Below are 19,130 nucleotides of genomic sequence, written 5' to 3'. Positions count from 1 at the left end.
GGTTGCGCATTTGGGGTGGCGGTGACGCCGTCGTCGCGCACGCTACGCGCCGAGCTGTTGCGGCTCTGCGCTCGCATCGGCTATTCGCCGCCCGCTGTCCTCTGACGAATCCGCCCCGGCGCGAAAGCTGCCGGATTGGTTCAAGAGGAAAGACCAGACATGACCTACCAGAATTATTCGCTGAAGCAGCTTCAGCAGATCGATGCCGCGCATCACCTTCATCCGTTCACCGACCACAAAGAGATGCGCGAGACCGGCTCGCGCATCATCACCCACGCCAACGGGCCGTTCATCTATGATGCCGAAGGGACGGAAATCCTCGACGGCATGGCTGGGCTGTGGTGCGTCAATGTCGGCTATGGCCGCGACGAGCTTGCCGACGCCGCCTACGCCCAGATGAAGGAGTTGCCCTACTACAACTCTTTCTTCAAATGCTCGACGCCGACGCCGGTTCTGCTGTCGAGAAAGCTGGCGGAGATCGCGCCAAGGCACATCAACCAGGTGTTCTACGGCTCGTCCGGTTCGGAGGCCAACGACACGGCGCTGCGCCTGGTCCGTCACTATTGGGTGCTGGAAGGCAGGCCCGAGAAGAACCGCATCATCTCACGCAAGATGGGCTATCACGGCTCGACCATCGCCGGCGCCTCGCTCGGCGGCATGGATTTGATGCACAAGCAGCTCGGAGGCGCCGTGCCCAACATCGTCCATGTGATGATGCCCTATGCCTATGAGCTCGCACTGCCCGGCGAAAGCGACCATGATTTCGGCCTGCGCGCGGCAAAAGCGGTCGAGGACGCCATCCTCGAAGCCGGCGCCGACAAGGTGGCCGCCTTCATCGGCGAGCCGGTGATGGGGGCAGGCGGGGTGAAGATCCCGCCGATGAGCTATTGGCCGGAGGTGCAGCGCATCTGCCGCAAATACGATGTCCTGCTGATGCTGGACGAGGTCATCACCGGATATGGCCGCACTGGCGAGTGGTTCGCCGCACAAGCCTTCGATGTCGAGCCCGACACCATCACCACGGCCAAGGCGCTGACCTCTGGCTATCAGCCGCTGTCGGCGCTGCTGGTCGGCGACCGCATCGCGGCGACGCTGGTCGAGAAGGGCGGCGAATTCTATCACGGCTACACCTATGCCGGGCATCCGGTGGCCTGCGCGGTGGCGCTGAAGAACCTCGAGATCATCGAGCGCGAAGGCCTGGTCGAGCGCGTGAGGAACGACACCGGGCCTTACTTCGCCAGGGCGCTGCAGGAACGTCTCGGTGGGCACGATCTGGTCGGCGAGGTGCGCTCGTTCGGGCTGATGGGGGCGATCGAGATCGTCAAGGACAAGGTGACCAAGGAGCGCTTCCTGCCTGCCGGCAGCGCGGCGGTGATGGTTCGCGACCACGCGATTGTCCAGGGCATGATGCTGCGCGCTACCGGCGACACGATGATCCTGTCGCCGCCGCTGATCTGGACGCGCGAGACGATCGACATGGCCTGCGACCGCATCGCCACGGCGCTCGATCTGGCGCAAGCGGATTTGCGCAAGGGGTAAGGTAGAACTATCGCCGGGCGTCCTGCAGTCGGACGCTCGGCGATCGCTGCGTCGATCGCCGAGCAGATGATCGAGGACGTGGACAAAGTCAGTTCGAATTCGGCTGCGGGTGGAAACGCGCCCCATCCAGGCACTGCCGACTATTCAGCTTTGGCGCGCCAAGCCTACCTCACTCCCCGGCTGGCAAAACTCGTCCATGCCGAGCGCGGCAAGCGTGCGAACGGCGCCCGTCTTGTCACCTGCCGCCGATCAGCGTGACTTCCGTAAGCCATCCGTAAGTCCGGTCCTGTCAACTTCGCCTGATCAACTTCAGCAAGGGATCATTCGTTCAAGGAGACCAAAATGGGCGACTAGCTGTCCTTAGCGCCACGTCGCAACGAATAGCGCCACGTTGAAGAGCGAACAAGTCGAGCGGTGTGCAAATTGAAGCATGCTTGCTTTCCCAATTGAGGCATTTGGCGAATCCAAATCTGAGGGAGTGACACATGTTTAAATATCTGTCTCGGGAGGGTCTCACGCGCGAACAATCGGAAGCCCTGGAAAAGGCCGCGTTCTTGATCATCAGCGCGCGGAAAGAAGCCGCGGCCCTACTGGCGCGGGCGGGAGTAACTTTACCTGATGATGGGTTTGGGTTCGGGAACCCTTGCAACGCGCACATAGAGGCGCACGGCAACTGCCCGTGCAACGATTACACGGGCGATGGTGGGCCATGTTTGACGCAGACTACCCTCGATACGGCCTTCCCCCCGTTCCGGAGTTGCGGCCATCCACCATCAAAACATCTCTCCACGTAAGGCGTATTGGAGACAGTTGATGCGCACCATTTCTTTGATCCTAGCCTTGGTTATGCAATCGGTCATCACTGTATCTCTTGCGCAGGACGCCAAAACACCTTTCAAAAGGCCGGCTCCAGAAGAGCACAAGGACTTCGTGGCGGAAATTGAGGGTGTTTTCAGGAAATATCCAAAGGCGATCGCTCGCTACAAACTCGTGGATGTCGGCCTCGTAAATATTGGCGAGATGCCGCGCGTGGAGTGCACAGTAGAATGCGAGTTTGATTCTACTTGGGGCGGATGGTGCAAAGACCGTTGTGATACGGAACGCGAAGAATAGCACCCTGCCGGTTTCCATTGCCCGGTTGCTAGTCGACAGACACGCGCTTTATGATGGCTGCGGAAGCGCCGATCGGGCCCGTTGCCCGAGATCGTTGTGCGGGAGGGACACTATGGCCCAGCAGGAGCAGTGGCAGCTGGAAGGCAGCGCCGCGGACCTCTACGAGCGCTACCTGGTCCCGGCAATCACAGCCCTGTGGGCTGCGGACCTGATGGATCGTGCTGCGCCTCAATCTGGTGAGCGGATTTTGGACGTAGCTTGCGGCACCGGCGTGGTGGCACGCTCGGCGGCCGAGCGTATGGGAAGTGGGCAGGTCGTCGGCCTCGACATCAATACGGGCATGCTCGCCGTTGCTCGGTCGCTCCCGAGAGGCGCTGGAGCGCGTATCGACTGGCACGAGGGAAGCGCGCTCGAAATGCCGTTCCCTGACTCCGCCTTCGATCTGGTTCTTTGCCAGCTCGGACTGCAGTTTTTTCCGGATCGATCTAGTGCGCTCCGTGAGATGTTCCGGGTTCTGGTGCCTGACGGCCGACTGGCTTTAAACGTTTTCAGCGCTATTGAGCACACTCCTGCGGCGAACGCGCTGGCGGATGCCTTGGATCGACACCTCGGTCCAGGCGCTTCGGCAACGAAAAGGTCTGAGCATTCACTCGCCGATGCGGACGAGCTTTACCGATTGGTGGCCGAGGCGGGATTTCGTCAGGTGACCATCCACACGACGACACAAAACATCCGATTTCCCTCGTCTAGGGAATATGTGCGACTACAGCTGGCAGCGACTCCGCAGGCCGGGCTGGTCAGCAGAATTGATGCCGGGCATCGGGAAGCAGTCATCGCAGCGATCACCGGTGATCTAGATTTTTCGCTGGCAATCTATTCAACTGAAGGGGAGCTGATGTTCCCCCAAGAGGCCCACGTCGTGCTCGCACGCAAGTAGCGTAGCTGACCGATGAGCCATGGCACCGACGCGCTGGGGGATTGGGGCGCGACCACCTGTGGGTCGACGTAGCTCAGGACAGCAGCCACGACGCCGACGATCATCTGGAGACACGCCAGGGCGATCGCCTCATTGTCCTTGAAGAATGCGAAACGCAAAAACCGCGCTCCATCGGAACGCGGCTTTGCCAGATACGCATGGCGCTTCGCCAACAATACACTTGCGAAACTTACGGCGAAACTTACGGGCTCCGGTACGCGAGACCTGATCCGGAGCGCCGGGCGGATGTCCGCCTCGCAATCCGTTTTAAACGCATATCGTTACTGCAGGGTTAGCAAGAGCTTAAGCAAACCTAAATTTGCCGGCTTTCCGCATTGGGCAGATCGAAAACCTGTGAACCTGGAGCTTACGCCGGGTCACCACGGAGGAAATTAATGATGCCGGAAAAATCCGCGCCGGCATTCCCTTGTGCGTTGAACAGCGCATAAAGCTGGGCTGCCTCGGCGCCGAGCGGCGTTGCTGCACCGACGCTCTGTGCGGCCTCCTGCGACAGTTTCAGGTCCTTCAGCATCAGTGCCGCCGCGAAGCCAGGCTTATAGCCATTGTTGGCGGGCGATGTCGGCACCGGGCCGGGCACCGGGCAATAGGTGGTCAGCGACCAGCACTGGCCGGACGAGGTCGAGGCGACGTCGAACAGCGCCTGGTGCGACAGGCCGAGCTTTTCTGCCAGCACGAAGGCCTCGGCAACGCCGATCATCGAAATGCCCAAAATCATGTTGTTGCAGATCTTCGCCGCCTGTCCGGCGCCGTCGTCGCCGCAATGAACGATGCGGCCTGCCATCGGCTTGAGCATTGGTTCGGCCTTGGCGAAGGCATCCTTCGAACCGCCGGCCATGAAGGTCAGCGTGCCGGCCGCCGCACCGCCCGTGCCGCCGGAGACCGGCGCGTCGATCGACAGCAACCCGTGCTTGGCGGCGATGGCATGGGCCTTTCGAGCCGACTCGACATCGATGGTAGAGGAATCGATGAACAGCGCGCCTTTTTTTGCCCTGGATACTATGTCTGCGTAAACCGACAGAACATGCTTACCGGCTGGCAGCATGGTGATGACCGCATCGGCGTCTTTCACCGCCGCAACGGCGTTGGCCATGATGACGACGCCGTGTTCCCTGGCGATGACGAGATTCTCCGGCACCAGGTCGAAGCCGTGCACGGCGTACCCGGCCTTGACCAGGTTGGAGGCCATCGGATTGCCCATATTGCCGAGGCCGATGAAGGCGATGGTGGTCATAATGGCGCTCCGTGGTTTGGGTAGGCAGTAGGCAGTAAGCGACCTATTCGGGCGCAAGTTTGCTAATAAGTTGGCGAAGCATTTTCCCGATGCCCTCGGTCGCTAAAAGCACGTGATAAGCTTGATCATACGTAGCAAGGCCAATGCGTTCGGCGATCTGGAGGTGTGTCTCGAACTCCTTCAGCGATCCCTGGGCAATCCTGAGAAATTGCTGATAGGAGCCTCTGTTGTCTCGGCCGTAACCTTCCGCGATGTTTGCAGGAATAGAGGTTGCTGAGCGGCGGATTTGGCTGGTCAACCCATACAATTCCTCTTTTGGCCATGCCTTGGTCAGGGAGTAGGTGGTGACGGCCAGATCCATCGCCTGCTGCCATACGATAAGATCCTTGTACGAATTGATCTTGCCGGTCATCTTTCTGCCTACTGCCTACTGCCTACTGCCTACTGCCTACTGCCTACTGCCTACTGCCTACTGCCTACTGCCTACTGCCTTACCGTCCGATCAGCGCGCGAGCGATGATGACGCGCATGATCTCGTTGGTGCCTTCGAGTATCTGGTGGACACGCAGGTCGCGCACCAGCTTCTCGATGCCGTAATCGTGCAGATAACCATAGCCGCCGTGCAGCTGCAGGGCGTCGTTGGCGACATTGAAGCCGGCGTCGGTAACGAAGCGCTTGGCCATCGCCGACCATTTCGAGGCCTCCGGCGCGTTGCGGTCGAGCTTCGAGGCGGCGGTATAGAGGAAGACGCGCGCTGCCTGCAGTTCGGTCTCCATGTCGGCAAGCTTGAACTGCAGCGCCTGGAACTGGTTGATCCTCGAGCCGAAAGCCTTGCGCTCGGCGGTGTAGGCGAGCGCCTTGTCGAGTGCCGATTGCGCGCCGCCGAGCGAGCAGGCGGCGATGTTCAACCGGCCGCCGTCCAACCCGGCCATGGCGATGCCGAAGCCGGCGCCCTCGACCGACAGCAGGTTTTCGGCCGGCACCTTGCAGTCCTCGAAGACGACCTGGCGCGTCGACTGCATGTGCCAGCCCATCTTGTGCTCGTTGGCGCCGAAGGAAAGGCCGGGCGCATCGTTCGGCACGACGAAGGTGGAAATGCCTTTCGGCCCGTCGGCGCCGGTGCGCGCCATGACGACATAGAGGTCGCTGTCGCCGGCACCGGAGATAAACTGCTTGGCGCCGTTCAGCACATAGTCGCCGCCGCTTTTGACCGCACGCGTCTTCAGCGCCGCGGCATCGGAGCCCGAGCCGGGCTCGGTCAGGCAGTAGCTTGCCAGCCATTCCATCGAGGTCAGCTTCGGCAGGAAACGCCGGCGCTGCTCGTCGCTGCCGAAGCGGTCGATCATCGATGCCGCCATGTTGTGGATCGAGATGAAGGCGGAAAACGCCGGATCGGCCCGCGAAAGCGCCTCGAAGATCAGCACGGCGTCGAGCCGGCCGAGCCCCGAGCCGCCGACGTCGTCGCGGACATAGATGCCGCCAAGGCCGAGCGGACCTGTCTCGCGGATCACATCGGCGGGGAAATACTTGTTGCGATCCCAGTCGAGTGCGTTCGGCGCCACACGGTCGGCGGCGAAGGCTTGCGCCATCTCCTGGATGGCGCGCTGGTCCTCGTTGAGTTCGAACTGGCTGGTGCTCGCATCGACAGCGGCGTCCATGACGTGCTCCCTGATGTTTCCGGCCTGCTGGCCTGATCGTTTTTGGCTTTGCGCGCCGTCCAATCTAGACCAATGATGCCGCCGCGCAACCCGATCGTCTCCATCCAACCATCTGGGCAGCGGCTGTGTGCGAATGCGCTTTGGAGCAAAGTGTGACGACAACTTTCGACGAACTGCTTGGATGCTTCCATGCCTATCTCCAGACGTTCGATGATGCGCTGGTGCGCGACGCCATGGCCCGAATCGACTGGGACATGCCGGGCCGGCCGCTCGAACCGCATGCACTGCCTTGTCTCGTCCAACTCGGCCGGATCGTCGAACTCGCTCCCGCTGCGGCCAAGTCGCTGGCGCGGCTGGTTGCGGAGCGTCGCGGCGATCTGCACTGGGGCCAGACCTATGGCGAGGCGGATTTCGGCACGGTTTTCATCGACAATTACGGCTGGCTGGAGGTGTTCGGCACACGCGGCCATTTCGTCAATGACGAGGTCGCGGGCGGCCTGCTGATCCTTGGGCCCGACATTGTCTACCCCGATCACCACCATGTCGCGGAGGAGATCTACATCCCGCTGACCGGCGGCACCGAATGGCGCATGGGCGACGGCGGTTTTCGCCTTCGAGCGGCGGGCGAAGTGATCCACCATGCCTCTGACATCAACCACGCCATGCGCACCGGCAAGGAGCCGCTGCTGGCGCTCTATCTCTGGCGTGGCGGGCCACTGGCGGCCAAGTCGACGATCACCGCAACCGTTGCGCAGGGCAGGGACTGATATGGCCAAGGCGATCATGCTGCAGGGCACGGGTTCGGATGTCGGCAAGACGGTGCTCGTCGCCGGTCTGTGCCGCGCGGCGAAGAAGCGCGGCTTGAAAGTGCGGCCGTTCAAGCCGCAGAACATGTCGAACAACGCCGCTGTCGCCGATATTCCAGGCGATTCAGGCGGCGGCGAGATCGGCCGCGCCCAATGGCTGCAGGCGATCGCCTGCGGCGCAGCGCCGACCGTCCACATGAACCCGGTGCTGCTCAAGCCGCAGACCGATGTCGGCGCTCAAGTCGTCGTGCAGGGCAAGGTGTTCGGCGAGGCGCGGGCGCGCGACTACCAGGCGCTGAAGGGCCGGCTGATGGATGCGGTGCTGGACTCCTGGGCAAAGGTCGGCGAGGGCGCCGATCTGGTCATTGTCGAGGGCGCCGGGTCGCCGGCCGAGATCAATCTCAGGAGCCGCGACATTGCCAATATGGGCTTTGCGACGCGCGCCGGCGTGCCGGTGATCCTGGTCGGCGATATCGATCGCGGCGGCGTTATCGCCTCGGTCGCCGGCACCCATCTGATCCTGCCGGAGGAGGACCGGCGCATGATCGTCGGCTACCTCATCAACAAGTTCCGCGGCGATGTCTCGCTGTTCGAAGACGGCATCGAGGCGATCGAAAAATTCACCGGCTGGCGCTGTTTTGGCGTCGTGCCGTGGCTGAAGGCGGCGGCGCGGCTGCCATCGGAAGATTCCGTCGTGCTCGAGCGACTGGCGTCCGGCGAGAAGCGAGCGCTGAAGATCGCCGTGCCGGTGCTCTCGCGCATCGCCAATTTCGACGATCTCGACCCGCTCAAGGCCGAACCGCAGGTTGAGGTGGTGTTCGTGCCGCCTGGTGAGCGCTTGCCCGAAGATGCGGGTCTGGTGGTCATTCCCGGCTCGAAGTCGACGATCGGCGATCTCCTGAAATTTCGCGAGAACGGCTGGGACCGCGACCTTGCCGCGCATAGGAAACGCGGTGGTCATATCGTCGGCATTTGCGGCGGCTTCCAGATGCTTGGTCATATCGTGCGCGATCCCGACGGCATCGAGGGCAGCGTTACAGAAACGCAAGGGCTTGGCCTGCTCGACGTCGAAACGGTGATGGAGCCGGAAAAGACGGTGCGCAATGTCAGCGCGCGCTCGGTGCAATTCGATCTGCCGCTCGAGGGCTACGAGATCCATCTCGGCCGCACCACCGGTCCGGACACGCTGCGGCCGTCCGCCGTTATCAACGGCATCGATGACGGCGCTATCTCGGCCGACGGCAAGGTGCTGGGCACCTATATGCACGGGCTGTTTTCCGCCGACGCCTTCCGGGCGAAATTCCTCGAAAGCCTCGGCGTCAAGGGCGGCGGCATCGACTACCGCGCCGAGGTCGAACGGGCACTGGACGAGATCGCAGCCGAACTGGAAACCCACCTCGACTGCGACACGATTTTTGGGCTGGCGCGTTAGATACTTTGCCTGAGCATGATCTTGTCCGAAAACCGGTCTCCACTTTTCGGGATCATGCTTTCTCGTCAGCCTTCGGCCAGTAGGTGCCGAACGACCAGACGTTGCCTTCCGGATCGCGGCAGATGAATTCGCGGCTGCCATAGTCGCGGTCGGTGAGTTCTTCCAGAATCTCGGCGCCGGCGGTCTTTGCTCGCGCGTATGCCGCGTCTGCGTCAGCGACCGCAACGTAGATCGACTTGCCGCCACCCGAACCCGGCGCGCCGACCATCTTGCCATAGGCGTCGTCGCGCGCCGTGCCGAGCATGACGATCGAAGAGCCGAAAGCGAGTTCGGCGTGGTGCACCACGTCGCCTTCGCCATAGCGGGCGCGAACGCTGAAGCCGAAGGCCTCGCACAGCCAGTCGATCATCTTGCCGGCATTCCTGTAGCGCAGCGCCGGATAAAGCAGCGGTGGTTCGGGGGTGTTCGGCATGGCTGATCTCCTTCAGCGGGTTGGTCGATCAACCCAGTCTGCGCGACGGCCGGTTGCGCGTCTTGAAGAAATGTTACCTCGCGGCAAGCGCCGTCGGCGCGACGCCTGCCAGGTCGCGAAACTCGCGTACCAGATGCGCCTGGTCGGCATAGCCGCAGTCGGCGGCGATGTCGGCCCAAGCGCTGTTGGCCTGTCTCGACAGGCCAAGCGCATGATTGAAGCGGACGATGCGCGAGAGCGTTTTTGGGCCGGTGCCGATAGCGTCCGAAAATTTTCCGGTAAGATGCTTGCGGCTCCAGCCAAGCTTTTCGGCCAGCGTCGAGATGCGGATCCGCCCACGCGTCGAGACGATCGTCTCATAGACCCAGACCATTTCGGCCTGAGTGCGGTCCGCGGTTGCCAACCGATCACCGACGAAGGCTTCGGCGATGGCAAAGCGTGTGCTCCAATCCGGCGCATTGCCGAGCCTTTCGCGAAGCGCGATGCCTTCGACGCCGAGCACGTCATCCAGGCCGACCATGCGGTCGGTCAGTTCGCTCATCGGCCGGCCGAAGAAGCGACGAGCGCCGAGCGGGGTGAAATTGATCTGCACACAGCAGGTGCCGCCGCAGGATTCGATCACTACCGGCCCGGCATAAAGGCCGGAGGCAAAACTGGTGAAGCGGTCATTGTCGCCCGGGTCCTGGCCGAGCCCAATGGCAAAGGGTTCGGCAAAGCTGATGACCAGCGGCACGGTCAGCGAGGCATATTCGACGGCGCGGAAATGGCCTGGCATGGTTTCGCGAAAGCCGCACATGTCGGTGACGACGCCCTGAAGCCGATGGCTCGGCGCGCGCCGCACCATCTCGAACCGATCGAGGCCTGGGCTTTCGTGGCGGCTGCCGTCTTCGCTGTCGGGCATGCGCTTTCCTTCCGCCACGCGACTTTAACAGACCATTCGTCGGAATCAAAAGCGCCCCGCTTTTGGCCGGGCGCTCCGAGTTGCCTGAGATTCTGAATTGTCTGGACGTGTTTAGGCGCCGCGCATCAGGCAGCCGGCGGCCAGCACGATGTAAGCGATGACGACAATCCACACAGCAGCCAAAGGGATGAACGCAAGGACGCCAAGCGCGGCGAGAACGCCGATAATGGCGATAACAAGGGATATAATGAAAATAAGCTGGGTAGGCGCACTGAGATTCATGTTCGGTCCCTCCTCAACATGATTCGTACAACGGCATACTATCAGTCGCGCGGTCACACACCAATGAGTGCACGCAGGCGGCTTTTCCACCATCGCACCCCGTTTGCGCCAAGCCGATTCCGCGCTACCTTCCCGACGAATCGGAAGGGGCTGATGGCGATGGGATTGCTGGACCAGATACGCTCGATCTTCGACGGCGACCCCGGCGTGCGCAAGGTCGCGGACGATCCTGTGCTGTCGGCGGAGCTGCTCATGCTGTTCCGCATGATCCTGGCCGACGGTTCGGTCAGCGAAAGCGAGATGACCGCCTTCAGGCGTATCTGCCGGGACGCCTTCGGCATACCCGAAACCAGCGTCGACAGTGTCATCGAATACCTCAACGATTTCGGCTACGAGACCAACAGCTCGCAGGCAATCGCGCAGTTTCGCGACCTCGACGTCGAACGGCGCAAGCTGCTCGCCCGCCACATGGCCGAAATCGCCAAGGCCGATTCGCAACTCGCCGGGAGCGAAATGCAGCTGTTGCGCCGCACGCTCGACCTGCTCGATATCAGCCCGGCCGATGTGGTGAAGCAGGAAGGCTGAGGCATCGGCTGACTTCTGAGTCATGGTAATTCAAGATTAATGTGAGAGCCCTTCCTGCTCTCGGCAAGGCCATTCTGGGCGCTCATGAGTTCACTGTGTATTGCAGCGGGGCGGCCGCCGTGCCGAGTCGAGCTGCACCGGCAAATACTGGGTGCGCAGCGTCTGGCCAGAGGCATCGCGCACGCTGGTCGTGGTGTGGGTCAGCGTTCCCAGCGTGACGTCCTGGCGGGCGAGCTTGCCAAAGCCGTCATACTTGTTGCCTTGAGTTGCGGCAGGGTTGGTGGAGGTGGTGAGCTGGCCACATTGTAATTGCCGGCCGCCGCTATGCATGCGAGGCGGGCCATGTGGTCAATCTACGTGCAATGATAGCCGGACGAACGCGATAAAAGTGCACCGAAATTGCGAAATTCTCTCCAATTCCTGCCGCACAATAGCGGCCACTAAGTAATGACCCGCGTCATAATTAGGATCTGTGAATGGCAACTAACGACCTTGTGCACTGGCTCGATAATCCAACAACTCTTGCATTTCTACAATCTCTTCCCCGTATTGTCCCGTGACCTTAATGGTGTTGGTGTCAAGATCAACCAGACTCTTCAGGAACAAGATGGTGGGCCGCGCGTGCTCAATTGGGGCTAAACCTAAAAGCCTTATCGCATAGAGCGAATTCGCATACCCACCCCCTGTTTGGGCCAAAGACATTTTCAATTCTTCCTGCAACTTTTCAATACCGTCGTAAATGCCAACATAAGAGTCCGTAAGCGATCGAGTTATTTGATCAAAATCTTTAGTTCTCTCGTCCAATTGCAATGGAGTCGCAAGATTCTTATCAATCAATCTTGCCCATATAAAAAGGTAAAGTGCACCAGTATCCTCATTAAATTCTTCAGCTTTCGTATCCCAGTCTATAAACTCCTTCGCAGTTTGCGAGGTTACGCGTGATATACATTGCTCTTCAACTCCTCGCCAAGTGAAGGGCCAATTATCGGCAAAGATTCCAATGGAACAGTTCAGTATCTCAGGAGTTGATGGCACAGTACCGCCGGCCTGCATCTGGGTCGATCCTCCGAAAAACCAAATTGCAACAAATCCGGCAATTTGCAATGCTATTTTAAAATGCATGATGTCAACTCATCACGGACCAATTGGGAAATCATTTACCTGTAAACTCGCACTACTCACCTTGTTCGGGCCGATTACATTCATAAGCGAGTTATAGTCTTTAGTGTTTGCCACCAAACAACCCAGTGACATCCCTCCTTCACCAGTCGTGGGGCTCCTCCCCGGATGAATGGTCCGCCCAGATACTAACGTTCCATCAGCTTCCAACGTCCAGCCAGGATCACCAGTGTTATCAATTTCGTATTGCCCCTCATGCTTATTCACGTTCATGCTAGAATTACCACTTAACAAGGAGCCAATCATCTGCTTTATTCCAGCAAATCCAGTCTTTTGAGTAATATGCGGTCTGGCAGATAAATTGTATTTACCGGGCGCAATTACATTATCATCAAAAGTGGTCGTCGTGTTAAATTGTCCACTGACATGTTTGGTGCCAAACTTTGAACCATAAGTTGCTACAAATTGAAGCCTTTCTTACTGTTAGCTGGATAGATATTGAGTAGACCAATTTTGTCATCGGGATTAGCGTTTAGCTTATCTCTTATTTCTTTTTCAGCTTTCTGGCGTTCGTTTTCCTTCGTGCTTTCCTTTCCATTAATGTTGTCAGGCGTGCCGCCAGGATCTTGTGATCCATAGGAGTGCCCATTCGCATCACTCTGGTTCACCGGATCATTTCCGGCATAGGCATACCGGTTTGTCCCAACCCCCGCCAGCGTCGGGTCCCAATTATCCGGTGAGATGAACCGCCCCAGCAGCGGGTCCATATATCTGGCATTGAGGTAGAGCAGTCCGGTCTCGGGATCGAAGCGTTCGCCGATGTAGCTCTTCTGCGTCTGGAAGCCGGTGTTGAGGCGTTCTCCGTAGGTCGCGTAGTTAGTGGCTTCGGCTACGGCGCCTGTTGCATCGGTGACCATGCGCACAGACGCTAAATGATCGCGGTGCAGGAAGGTTTTTACCGTGCCCACCACCTTGATGTCGGGATGGGGATAGCGGGTGTAGGTCTCTGCTCCGGGTGTCGCCGGATTGATCTCGACGGAGGCGTCGGGATAGAGCGTGGTGGCGACGGATGAGGTCTTTTTGGCTCGCGCCCCGTCTGGACCGTAGAACAGCGAGACGGTGCTGGCGGCCTGGGTCACCGTCTTCAGGCGGTTGGCCTCGTCCCAGGCGAGCGTCCTGGTGCCGTCGGAGGTCATGTTGCCGTTGGCGTCATAGGCGAGCGTCTTGACGCCGATCGCTGTTGGCGCGTGCGGACGCGGCGCTGTCGCCGCCGGGTAAACATAGGTGCCTGCAACGCGCGTGCGCGAGGTCAGATTGTCGTTGGCGGCACAGATGAACGTCTCGTCGAGCGTGTTGTTGCCAAGATTGTCGCTCGACGTCAGCCGGTCGGCCTTGTCGTGGCGCGATCGTTCTCGCAGCCAAGCGCGAAGAAACGGGTGCGGTTCAAAACCTGCCGCTAAGGGAAAGAAAAAAAGATGCAAATTGGCGGCTGACGCCGCCAAAAAAGTTCCGCGCGCCCTTGACGAGAGGCCGGCTAATGGATGTCACCGCTTTTCATCCAAGCCGCGTGGACGTTACCCCGATCCAATCGCTTCAACCACTTCCACCCCAACCTGCCGTCAGTCCTTTTATCTTGCCGTTCCCCCTCCACTTGATCCGTGTACTGAGGACTGCACGGAAGTTCACTCAGGGCAGCAAAACAGCGACACAAAAAAGCAGCGGAGAAAGAGCAAAATCCACTGTCCGCGAGAGCCCAAATTTCGTGCGCGCAAACCGGATTCGATGACAAAATTTACAGGCCGCGAACGCAAAATTCTACCCGCGCGAAGCACTATCAGAGGCAAAAATCAGCATGCAGAACAGCCAAAAATCGCTGCGCGGGCCCCAAGTGTCCCCTCTATTTGATCGTCAATCGACCGGTTAAATGCAACAATAGAAACAGCGCAAAGGACACAGTAACGGCAGCGAGAACTGCGATGCACGCCTTTCTTTCGGTCGGCTTGGCGTATCGCATCAGTATCAAGAGACCAAAAATGGAAGCCAGCGGAATCAGGTATTGCCTGACTAATTCGGGCTCCCCTATCCAAGCTCCGGGTACATCGTAGCGGAACATGTGCCAGATCAGTGAAGCAGTCAGTGCCGCATGCATCAATGCCAGCAGCCCAAGTACAGCGATGGCAATCCACTTCAGTATCGTCACCATCTTTCGCTCCCCACAGGATCGGGCGACAGGTCAACACGCCCACCAAAATCAAAGCCTCTCCACACACCCGCCAACGTCGCCGTCGTCCCCGTAGTGACAGGACCATCCGGCCTGACGTGAATTAATAACGAGTTTCTGTGATAGAAACTCTCCAGTTTTCGTCTTTGGTACAATATCTGTAAAGTATTGCCCGTCTCCATACTTAGCATCCCTTGGGTTACTTGCCCCACTCGGGTTTGTCGGGTTCATCATTCTCAGATTCGTCGTTTCCTTGGTCAGGCAGCTTTGCTCCGCTCGGCGTCAAGCCCTTCACTTCGTGCGGCATTCATGCAAGCCCGAACGCCAGGACCAGGAAGCCCATCGCTCCGAACCCGGCGTGGATAACCATCCCGGCCCATGTGCTGCGACGCCGCTGGACGACATAGGGCAGCAGCAATGTGATCGGCACAAGGGTCAACAGGACTTGCCAGGGGAAGGCAGCGTGGAACAGCAACCACGGGATCCCGTTGACCAGCCAAGCCCGCCTGCCGAAGGCAATCTCTTGCCGCGGTAGCGCGAAACCCCGCCAGACAAACTCTTCCCCAACGATGTTCAGCACAAAAAACGGAAGCCACGCGCCGAGAATCCAGTATCGGCCGGGACCGAGCGGCTCGAAAGCCATGAACGAGGGATTAAAATTCATCCCGTCTTGCAGCATCCGGAGCGCGGCGCCGATGCCGCCGGTCAACACGCCGACGGCCGCCAGCCCTCCAACAGCCCAGAGCCAGTCGCCGCCATTCATCGGGCGAAGCCATAGCCGCGCGCCCAACCACCCCGGCCTTCCTGAACGCCGTTCCCGATACAACAGCAGGGCAGCCGTGAGAAGCAGGGGGCCAAAAAGGACGATGCTTGCGGCCAGGAACCACATCACCACAGGCTCTGCCCCGGTGGCGGAGACGAATGCCGGGACGGCTACCCGCGTTGTCAGGAACAGCAGCAGAGCACCCGCGCCGAACAGAGCAGCGGAGCCGCCCAGGCCCAGCGGAGGAACCCGATCAGGCTCCGGCCCGTCGCGCCTTTCATAACCGTTTGCTGTCAATGGCCATTCTCCCGCCCGTGCGCCAAACGAATAAGGTTAAGCCGTGCCACGAAGCGACACAGCCGGGTCCCCGCTGCTCCGCAGCGTCCCGGCGTTCGCTGGCCTTTCATTGTGCCACCGGCACGATGAACTCGCTTTGCGAACCGGCTGCTTACCCCTGTTCGTGCAGCCGTTTTGCAATCGCCCGGTGCAGGTCTGGAGCAGCAGTGACCAGCGCCTTGGCCGCCTCGGACTGCGGGTGGTCGAGTACTTCGCTCGTCCTGCCGCGCTCGACGATCTTGCCGTCATGCATGACCATCACCTCGTCGGTGATGGCGCGGGCGACGGTCAGATCATGGGTGATGAACAGATAGGCGATGCCGAGCTTCTGGTTGAGGTCGGCGAACAGATCGAGGATCTGGGCGCGGATCGAGACATCGAGCGCCGAGACCGGCTCGTCGGCGACGACCAGTTTCGGCCGGGTGATGATGGCGCGGGCGATCGAAAGGCGCTGGCGCTGGCCGCCCGAAAACTCATGCGGATACTTGTCCATGTCGCCTGGTGAGAGGCCGACCTCGTGCAGCGCATACGCCACCATCTCGCGCCGCGCGGCGGGCGACGGCTTCTTCTCCAGCACATGCAGCGGCTCGGCCACCAGTCTCTCGACCTTCTGGCGTGGGTCGAACGAGCCATAGGGGTCCTGGAACACGACCTGCATGTCGCGCCGTGCCGGTTTCAGCTCCGCCTCGCTCTTGCCGGTGAGGGTATCGCCGCGGAAGCGGATCGTACCTGATGTCGGCCTGTCCAGCGCCAGGACCATGCGGGCAAGCGTCGACTTGCCGCAACCGGAGCGCCCGACCAGCGCCACCGACTGGCCGGGCGCCATCGAGAAGGAAACATCGTCGACGGCGCGGATGGGAGCCCCTCGCTTGAAAAGCGAAATGCGCCGTGCCGGATAGTCGCGCGTCACGCTCATTACCTCGAGCAGGGGCTTGCCTTGGCCGACCTCATGCGTTCTGGCGCGCGCGGGCACATGCATCGAGGCCTGCGCCAGCTGGCGCGTATAGGGATGAAGCTGTCCGGACAGAATGCGCGCCGTGTCGCCGGCTTCCATCACCTCGCCATGGCGCAGGATGGTGATGCGATCCGCCATCTCGGTCACCACGGCGAGGTCGTGCGAGATAAGCAGCAGCCCCATGCGGTTTTCCGCAACCAGGTCGCGCAGCAGGTCGAGGATCTGCGCCTGCAGCTCCACGTCGAGCGCGGTCGTCGGCTCGTCGGCGATCAGCAGCTTGGGCTTCAGCGCACAGGCGATGGCGATGACGACGCGCTGGCGCTGGCCGCCGGACAGCTCATGCGGATAACGCGACAGCGGGAACTGCGCTGCCGGCAAGCCGACCCGGTCGAGCATTTTTCGCGCCCGTTGCTCGGCGTCAGCGCGGCGCGCCCTGGTGTGCCAGCGAATACCCTCGGCGACCTGCTCGCCGATGGTCTTGACCGGGTTGAGCGCCGTCATCGGCTCCTGGAACACCATGCCGATGTCGTCGCCGCGCAGCGCGCACATCTGGTCCTCGCTCGCCGCCAGGATGTCGATGCCGTCGAAGGTAACGCGTCCCGTGGCGCGTGCCGCCCAGGGCAAGAGCTGCATCACGGTGAGCGCAGTCATCGACTTGCCGGAGCCGGATTCGCCGACCAGCCCCATCACTTCGCCGGGCGCCACGGACAGCTCGATGTCCCTGAGGATGGGCGTGCCGCCGATGGCCAGCGACAGCTTCTCGATTTCGAGCAGGCTCATCGCTGCCGCCGCGACTTCGGATCGAGAATGTCGGCAATGCCGTCGCCAAGCAGGTTCAGGCCAAGCACGGTGACGACGATCGCCATCCCGGGAAAGATCGCCATCCACGGCGCCACCACCATGCGGGTCTGGGCGTCGAACAGCATGCGGCCCCAGCTCGGCATCGGCGGCTGCGTACCCAGCCCGACATAGGAAAGCCCGGCTTCGGCCAGTATGCCCAGCGCGAACTGGATGGTGCCTTGCACCAGCAGCAGCGTGGCGATGTTGGGCAGCACATGTTCGATGCTGATCAGCGTCCTGCTTTTGCCGGCGGCGCGGGCGGCGAGGATGAATTCGCGCGGCCAGATCGCCAGGGCGCCGGCGCGGGCGACGCGCGCGAACACCGGGATGTTGAAGATGCCGATGGCAATGATGGCGTTGAACGCGCCGGGCCCGAAGATGGCGGTGATCATGATTGCCGAAAGCAGCGCCGGAAAGGCGAAGACCAGGTCGTTCAGCCGCATCAGCACGTCGTCGGCGATGCCGCCACGCGCCGCGGCAAAGGCGCCGAGCGGCACGCCGACGCCCATGCCGATGCCGACCGCCACCAGCGCCACGGCAATCGAGTTGCGGGCGCCAACCATGATCATCGACAGGATGTCGCGACCGAAATGGTCGGTGCCGAACCAGTGCGCCAGCGACGGCGCCTGGGTCTTGTCGGAAATGACCAGCCTGGTGACGTCGTAAGGCGTCCACTCGAAGGAGAGGATCGCGACCGCAGCCACCAGTGCGGTGACGACGAAGCCGGCGAGGAACGAACGGTTTCGAAACGCCTTGGCCAGGATGCCTGCAAGGTTCTCGTCGGGGATGTCGATGTGCAGCGTCATTGCCTGCCTCTCAGGCGCGGATCGACCACCGCATAGGAGAGATCGACAACGAAATTGACGATGATGACGGCGGCAACCAGCAGCATGACGACGCTCTCGACCACGATCAGGTCACGCTGGTTGATTGCCTGGAACACCAGCCGGCCGAGGCCGGGCAAATAGAAGACGTTCTCGATGATGATGGTGCCGGCAAGCAGGAAGGCGAATTGCAGGCCTAGAATGGTGACCACCGGGATCAAGGCGTTGCGCAGCGCATGCCGCCACAAGACAAGACGATAGGGCAGGCCCTTGGCGCGGGCGGTGCGGATGTAATCCTCATTCAGCACTTCAATCAGCGCCGAGCGGGTGACCCGGGCGAGGATCGCCGCCTGCGGCAGAGCGAGGGCGACCGCCGGCAGGAGCAGCGACTTCAGCGCCGGCCAGACGCCGGCGCCCCAGCCGGGAAAACCGCCGCCCGGCACCAGCCGCAGCCAGACGGCGAACAGATAGATCAGCATCAGCGCAAACCAGAAATTGGGCACGGCGACGCCAAGCTGGGCGGCGCCCATCGCAACCGTGTCGCCGGCCCGGCCGCGCCGGCTGGCGGAAAACAGCCCGACCGGGATGGCAATGACTGTGGACAGCGCCAGCGCCATCAGCGCCAGCGGCAGCGAGACGACGAGACGCTCACGGACCAGATCGATGACCGGCACCGAATAGGTATAGGAACGGCCGAAATCGAGGCTCAGCAAGCCGCCGGCCCAATGCAGATAGCGCAGCACGACGGGAGCGTTGAGACCCATCTGGTTGCGCAGCAATTCGATCTGGTCGGCGCTGGCGTTCAGGCCAAGCATCAGCCGCGCCGGGTCGCCGGGAATGATCTCCAGCACGGCAAAGACCACCATCGAGGCCAGAACCAGCGTGACGACGGCGATGGCGAGGCGCTTGAGGAGGTAGGCGGTCATGAGGAGACCGGTGCAAGCACTGGGCGAAGCTTGCGTTCCCGCCCACCCCCCTCTGTCCTGCCGGACATCTCCCCCTCAAGGGGGGAGATTGGCAGTTTCCACGCCGGCACTGTCCCTGCAACGCTAGTGG

Annotated in this window: 21 protein-coding genes; 7 read left to right on the top strand and 14 right to left on the bottom strand. The window is 61.1% G+C overall.

Annotated features, from left to right (window positions below; translation table 11 throughout):
* The first annotated feature begins 159 nt into the window (after nt 1–159).
* From NKI39_RS05980 to NKI39_RS05965, 4 genes are all read left to right on the top strand, one after another.
* Nucleotides 160–1,539, top strand: a complete 1,380-nt coding sequence (locus NKI39_RS05980; protein WP_352539670.1) for an aspartate aminotransferase family protein — start codon at nt 160–162, stop codon at nt 1,537–1,539.
* A gap of 485 nt (nt 1,540–2,024) precedes the next feature.
* Nucleotides 2,025–2,333, top strand: a complete 309-nt coding sequence (locus tag NKI39_RS05975) for a DUF6422 family protein (protein WP_352831052.1) — start codon at nt 2,025–2,027, stop codon at nt 2,331–2,333.
* A 19-nt stretch (nt 2,334–2,352) separates the two neighbouring features.
* Entirely contained in the window at nt 2,353–2,652 is a 300-nt protein-coding gene (locus NKI39_RS05970) for a hypothetical protein (protein ID WP_352831051.1), read from the top strand.
* A 112-nt stretch (nt 2,653–2,764) separates the two neighbouring features.
* Entirely contained in the window at nt 2,765–3,589 is an 825-nt protein-coding gene (locus tag NKI39_RS05965; RefSeq protein WP_352831049.1) for a class I SAM-dependent methyltransferase, read from the top strand.
* A gap of 406 nt (nt 3,590–3,995) precedes the next feature.
* Here NKI39_RS05965 and mmsB read toward each other — a convergent pair whose 3' ends face one another.
* The 3 genes from mmsB to NKI39_RS05950 form a co-directional block, all read right to left on the bottom strand.
* Nucleotides 3,996–4,880, bottom strand: a complete 885-nt coding sequence (gene mmsB, locus NKI39_RS05960) for a 3-hydroxyisobutyrate dehydrogenase (RefSeq protein WP_352831047.1) — start codon at nt 4,878–4,880, stop codon at nt 3,996–3,998.
* Between the two features lie 43 nt (nt 4,881–4,923).
* Nucleotides 4,924–5,292, bottom strand: coding sequence for a four helix bundle protein (locus tag NKI39_RS05955; protein ID WP_352613985.1), 369 nt, complete (start codon nt 5,290–5,292; stop codon nt 4,924–4,926).
* A 79-nt stretch (nt 5,293–5,371) separates the two neighbouring features.
* Nucleotides 5,372–6,538: an isobutyryl-CoA dehydrogenase gene (locus NKI39_RS05950; RefSeq protein WP_352613986.1), complete on the bottom strand. Its 1,167-nt coding sequence runs from the start codon at nt 6,536–6,538 to the stop codon at nt 5,372–5,374.
* A 152-nt stretch (nt 6,539–6,690) separates the two neighbouring features.
* On the opposite strand from NKI39_RS05950, the gene NKI39_RS05945 reads away from it, so the two are divergent.
* Both NKI39_RS05945 and NKI39_RS05940 read left to right on the top strand, forming a co-directional pair.
* The gene (locus tag NKI39_RS05945) at nt 6,691–7,305 is read left to right on the top strand and encodes a dimethylsulfonioproprionate lyase family protein (protein ID WP_352539675.1); all 615 of its coding nucleotides are present in this window, start codon (nt 6,691–6,693) and stop codon (nt 7,303–7,305) included.
* 1 nt (nt 7,306) lies between these two features.
* Nucleotides 7,307–8,776: a cobyric acid synthase gene (locus NKI39_RS05940; protein WP_352613988.1), complete on the top strand. Its 1,470-nt coding sequence runs from the start codon at nt 7,307–7,309 to the stop codon at nt 8,774–8,776.
* A gap of 52 nt (nt 8,777–8,828) precedes the next feature.
* Here the strand turns inward: NKI39_RS05940 and NKI39_RS05935 are convergent, their stop codons facing one another.
* The 3 genes from NKI39_RS05935 to NKI39_RS05925 all read right to left on the bottom strand — a co-directional run bounded on the left by NKI39_RS05935 (nt 8,829) and on the right by NKI39_RS05925 (nt 10,431).
* The gene (locus NKI39_RS05935; protein ID WP_352613989.1) at nt 8,829–9,248 is read right to left on the bottom strand and encodes a VOC family protein; all 420 of its coding nucleotides are present in this window, start codon (nt 9,246–9,248) and stop codon (nt 8,829–8,831) included.
* 73 nt (nt 9,249–9,321) lie between these two features.
* Complete coding sequence (locus tag NKI39_RS05930; protein ID WP_352490695.1) at nt 9,322–10,149, bottom strand: helix-turn-helix domain-containing protein; 828 nt, start codon at nt 10,147–10,149, stop codon at nt 9,322–9,324.
* Nucleotides 10,150–10,260: 111 nt separating this feature from the next.
* On the bottom strand, nt 10,261–10,431 hold the full coding sequence (locus NKI39_RS05925; protein WP_352451984.1) for a hypothetical protein: 171 nt from the start codon (nt 10,429–10,431) through the stop codon (nt 10,261–10,263).
* Between the two features lie 153 nt (nt 10,432–10,584).
* Here NKI39_RS05925 and NKI39_RS05920 point away from each other — a divergent pair, with 153 nt between their 5' ends.
* Entirely contained in the window at nt 10,585–11,016 is a 432-nt protein-coding gene (locus NKI39_RS05920; protein ID WP_352831045.1) for a TerB family tellurite resistance protein, read from the top strand.
* 90 nt (nt 11,017–11,106) lie between these two features.
* On the opposite strand, the gene NKI39_RS05915 is transcribed toward NKI39_RS05920, so the two are convergent.
* The 8 genes from NKI39_RS05915 to NKI39_RS05880 form a co-directional block, all read right to left on the bottom strand.
* Complete coding sequence (locus tag NKI39_RS05915) at nt 11,107–11,346, bottom strand: hypothetical protein (protein WP_352831043.1); 240 nt, start codon at nt 11,344–11,346, stop codon at nt 11,107–11,109.
* 153 nt (nt 11,347–11,499) lie between these two features.
* Nucleotides 11,500–12,138, bottom strand: a complete 639-nt coding sequence (locus NKI39_RS05910; protein ID WP_352831041.1) for a hypothetical protein — start codon at nt 12,136–12,138, stop codon at nt 11,500–11,502.
* Between the two features lie 455 nt (nt 12,139–12,593).
* A complete protein-coding gene (locus NKI39_RS05905) occupies nt 12,594–13,637 on the bottom strand; it encodes an RHS repeat-associated core domain-containing protein (RefSeq protein ID WP_352831039.1) in 1,044 nt (347 codons plus the stop codon).
* Between the two features lie 395 nt (nt 13,638–14,032).
* Nucleotides 14,033–14,338, bottom strand: a complete 306-nt coding sequence (locus tag NKI39_RS05900) for a hypothetical protein (protein WP_352719647.1) — start codon at nt 14,336–14,338, stop codon at nt 14,033–14,035.
* A gap of 325 nt (nt 14,339–14,663) precedes the next feature.
* Nucleotides 14,664–15,416 (bottom strand): CPBP family intramembrane glutamic endopeptidase, encoded by a 753-nt coding sequence (locus tag NKI39_RS05895; RefSeq protein ID WP_352831037.1) that lies wholly within the window; start codon nt 15,414–15,416, stop codon nt 14,664–14,666.
* 151 nt (nt 15,417–15,567) lie between these two features.
* Nucleotides 15,568–17,190, bottom strand: a complete 1,623-nt coding sequence (locus tag NKI39_RS05890) for an ABC transporter ATP-binding protein (RefSeq protein ID WP_352831035.1) — start codon at nt 17,188–17,190, stop codon at nt 15,568–15,570.
* Nucleotides 17,187–18,056, bottom strand: coding sequence for an ABC transporter permease (locus tag NKI39_RS05885; protein ID WP_352831033.1), 870 nt, complete (start codon nt 18,054–18,056; stop codon nt 17,187–17,189). The genes NKI39_RS05890 and NKI39_RS05885 overlap by 4 nt, the downstream gene beginning before the upstream one ends.
* On the bottom strand, nt 18,053–19,000 hold the full coding sequence (locus tag NKI39_RS05880) for an ABC transporter permease (protein WP_352816973.1): 948 nt from the start codon (nt 18,998–19,000) through the stop codon (nt 18,053–18,055). The genes NKI39_RS05885 and NKI39_RS05880 overlap by 4 nt, the downstream gene beginning before the upstream one ends.
* Between the last annotated feature and the right edge of the window lie 130 nt (nt 19,001–19,130).

This window comes from Mesorhizobium sp. M0664 (assembly GCF_040320565.1).
GTDB lineage: Bacteria > Pseudomonadota > Alphaproteobacteria > Rhizobiales > Rhizobiaceae > Mesorhizobium.
The sequence above is the reverse complement of the archived record's forward strand: the minus strand, read 5'-3'. Positions and strand labels throughout refer to the sequence as shown.

What these genes read in the sequence shown, in the direction of transcription:
- NKI39_RS05980 (WP_352539670.1), top strand. Translation starts at nt 160, where the DNA reads ATGACCTACCAGAATTATTCGCTGAAGCAGCTTCAGCAGATCGATGCC.
- NKI39_RS05975 (WP_352831052.1), top strand. Translation starts at nt 2,025, where the DNA reads ATGTTTAAATATCTGTCTCGGGAGGGTCTCACGCGCGAACAATCGGAA.
- NKI39_RS05970 (WP_352831051.1), top strand. Translation starts at nt 2,353, where the DNA reads ATGCGCACCATTTCTTTGATCCTAGCCTTGGTTATGCAATCGGTCATC.
- NKI39_RS05965 (WP_352831049.1), top strand. Translation starts at nt 2,765, where the DNA reads ATGGCCCAGCAGGAGCAGTGGCAGCTGGAAGGCAGCGCCGCGGACCTC.
- mmsB (WP_352831047.1), bottom strand. Translation starts at nt 4,880, where the DNA reads ATGACCACCATCGCCTTCATCGGCCTCGGCAATATGGGCAATCCGATG.
- NKI39_RS05955 (WP_352613985.1), bottom strand. Translation starts at nt 5,292, where the DNA reads ATGACCGGCAAGATCAATTCGTACAAGGATCTTATCGTATGGCAGCAG.
- NKI39_RS05950 (WP_352613986.1), bottom strand. Translation starts at nt 6,538, where the DNA reads ATGGACGCCGCTGTCGATGCGAGCACCAGCCAGTTCGAACTCAACGAG.
- NKI39_RS05940 (WP_352613988.1), top strand. Translation starts at nt 7,307, where the DNA reads ATGGCCAAGGCGATCATGCTGCAGGGCACGGGTTCGGATGTCGGCAAG.
- NKI39_RS05935 (WP_352613989.1), bottom strand. Translation starts at nt 9,248, where the DNA reads ATGCCGAACACCCCCGAACCACCGCTGCTTTATCCGGCGCTGCGCTAC.
- NKI39_RS05930 (WP_352490695.1), bottom strand. Translation starts at nt 10,149, where the DNA reads ATGCCCGACAGCGAAGACGGCAGCCGCCACGAAAGCCCAGGCCTCGAT.
- NKI39_RS05925 (WP_352451984.1), bottom strand. Translation starts at nt 10,431, where the DNA reads ATGAATCTCAGTGCGCCTACCCAGCTTATTTTCATTATATCCCTTGTT.
- NKI39_RS05920 (WP_352831045.1), top strand. Translation starts at nt 10,585, where the DNA reads ATGGCGATGGGATTGCTGGACCAGATACGCTCGATCTTCGACGGCGAC.
- NKI39_RS05915 (WP_352831043.1), bottom strand. Translation starts at nt 11,346, where the DNA reads ATGCATAGCGGCGGCCGGCAATTACAATGTGGCCAGCTCACCACCTCC.
- NKI39_RS05910 (WP_352831041.1), bottom strand. Translation starts at nt 12,138, where the DNA reads ATGCATTTTAAAATAGCATTGCAAATTGCCGGATTTGTTGCAATTTGG.
- NKI39_RS05900 (WP_352719647.1), bottom strand. Translation starts at nt 14,338, where the DNA reads ATGGTGACGATACTGAAGTGGATTGCCATCGCTGTACTTGGGCTGCTG.
- NKI39_RS05890 (WP_352831035.1), bottom strand. Translation starts at nt 17,190, where the DNA reads ATGAGCCTGCTCGAAATCGAGAAGCTGTCGCTGGCCATCGGCGGCACG.
- NKI39_RS05885 (WP_352831033.1), bottom strand. Translation starts at nt 18,056, where the DNA reads ATGACGCTGCACATCGACATCCCCGACGAGAACCTTGCAGGCATCCTG.
- NKI39_RS05880 (WP_352816973.1), bottom strand. Translation starts at nt 19,000, where the DNA reads ATGACCGCCTACCTCCTCAAGCGCCTCGCCATCGCCGTCGTCACGCTG.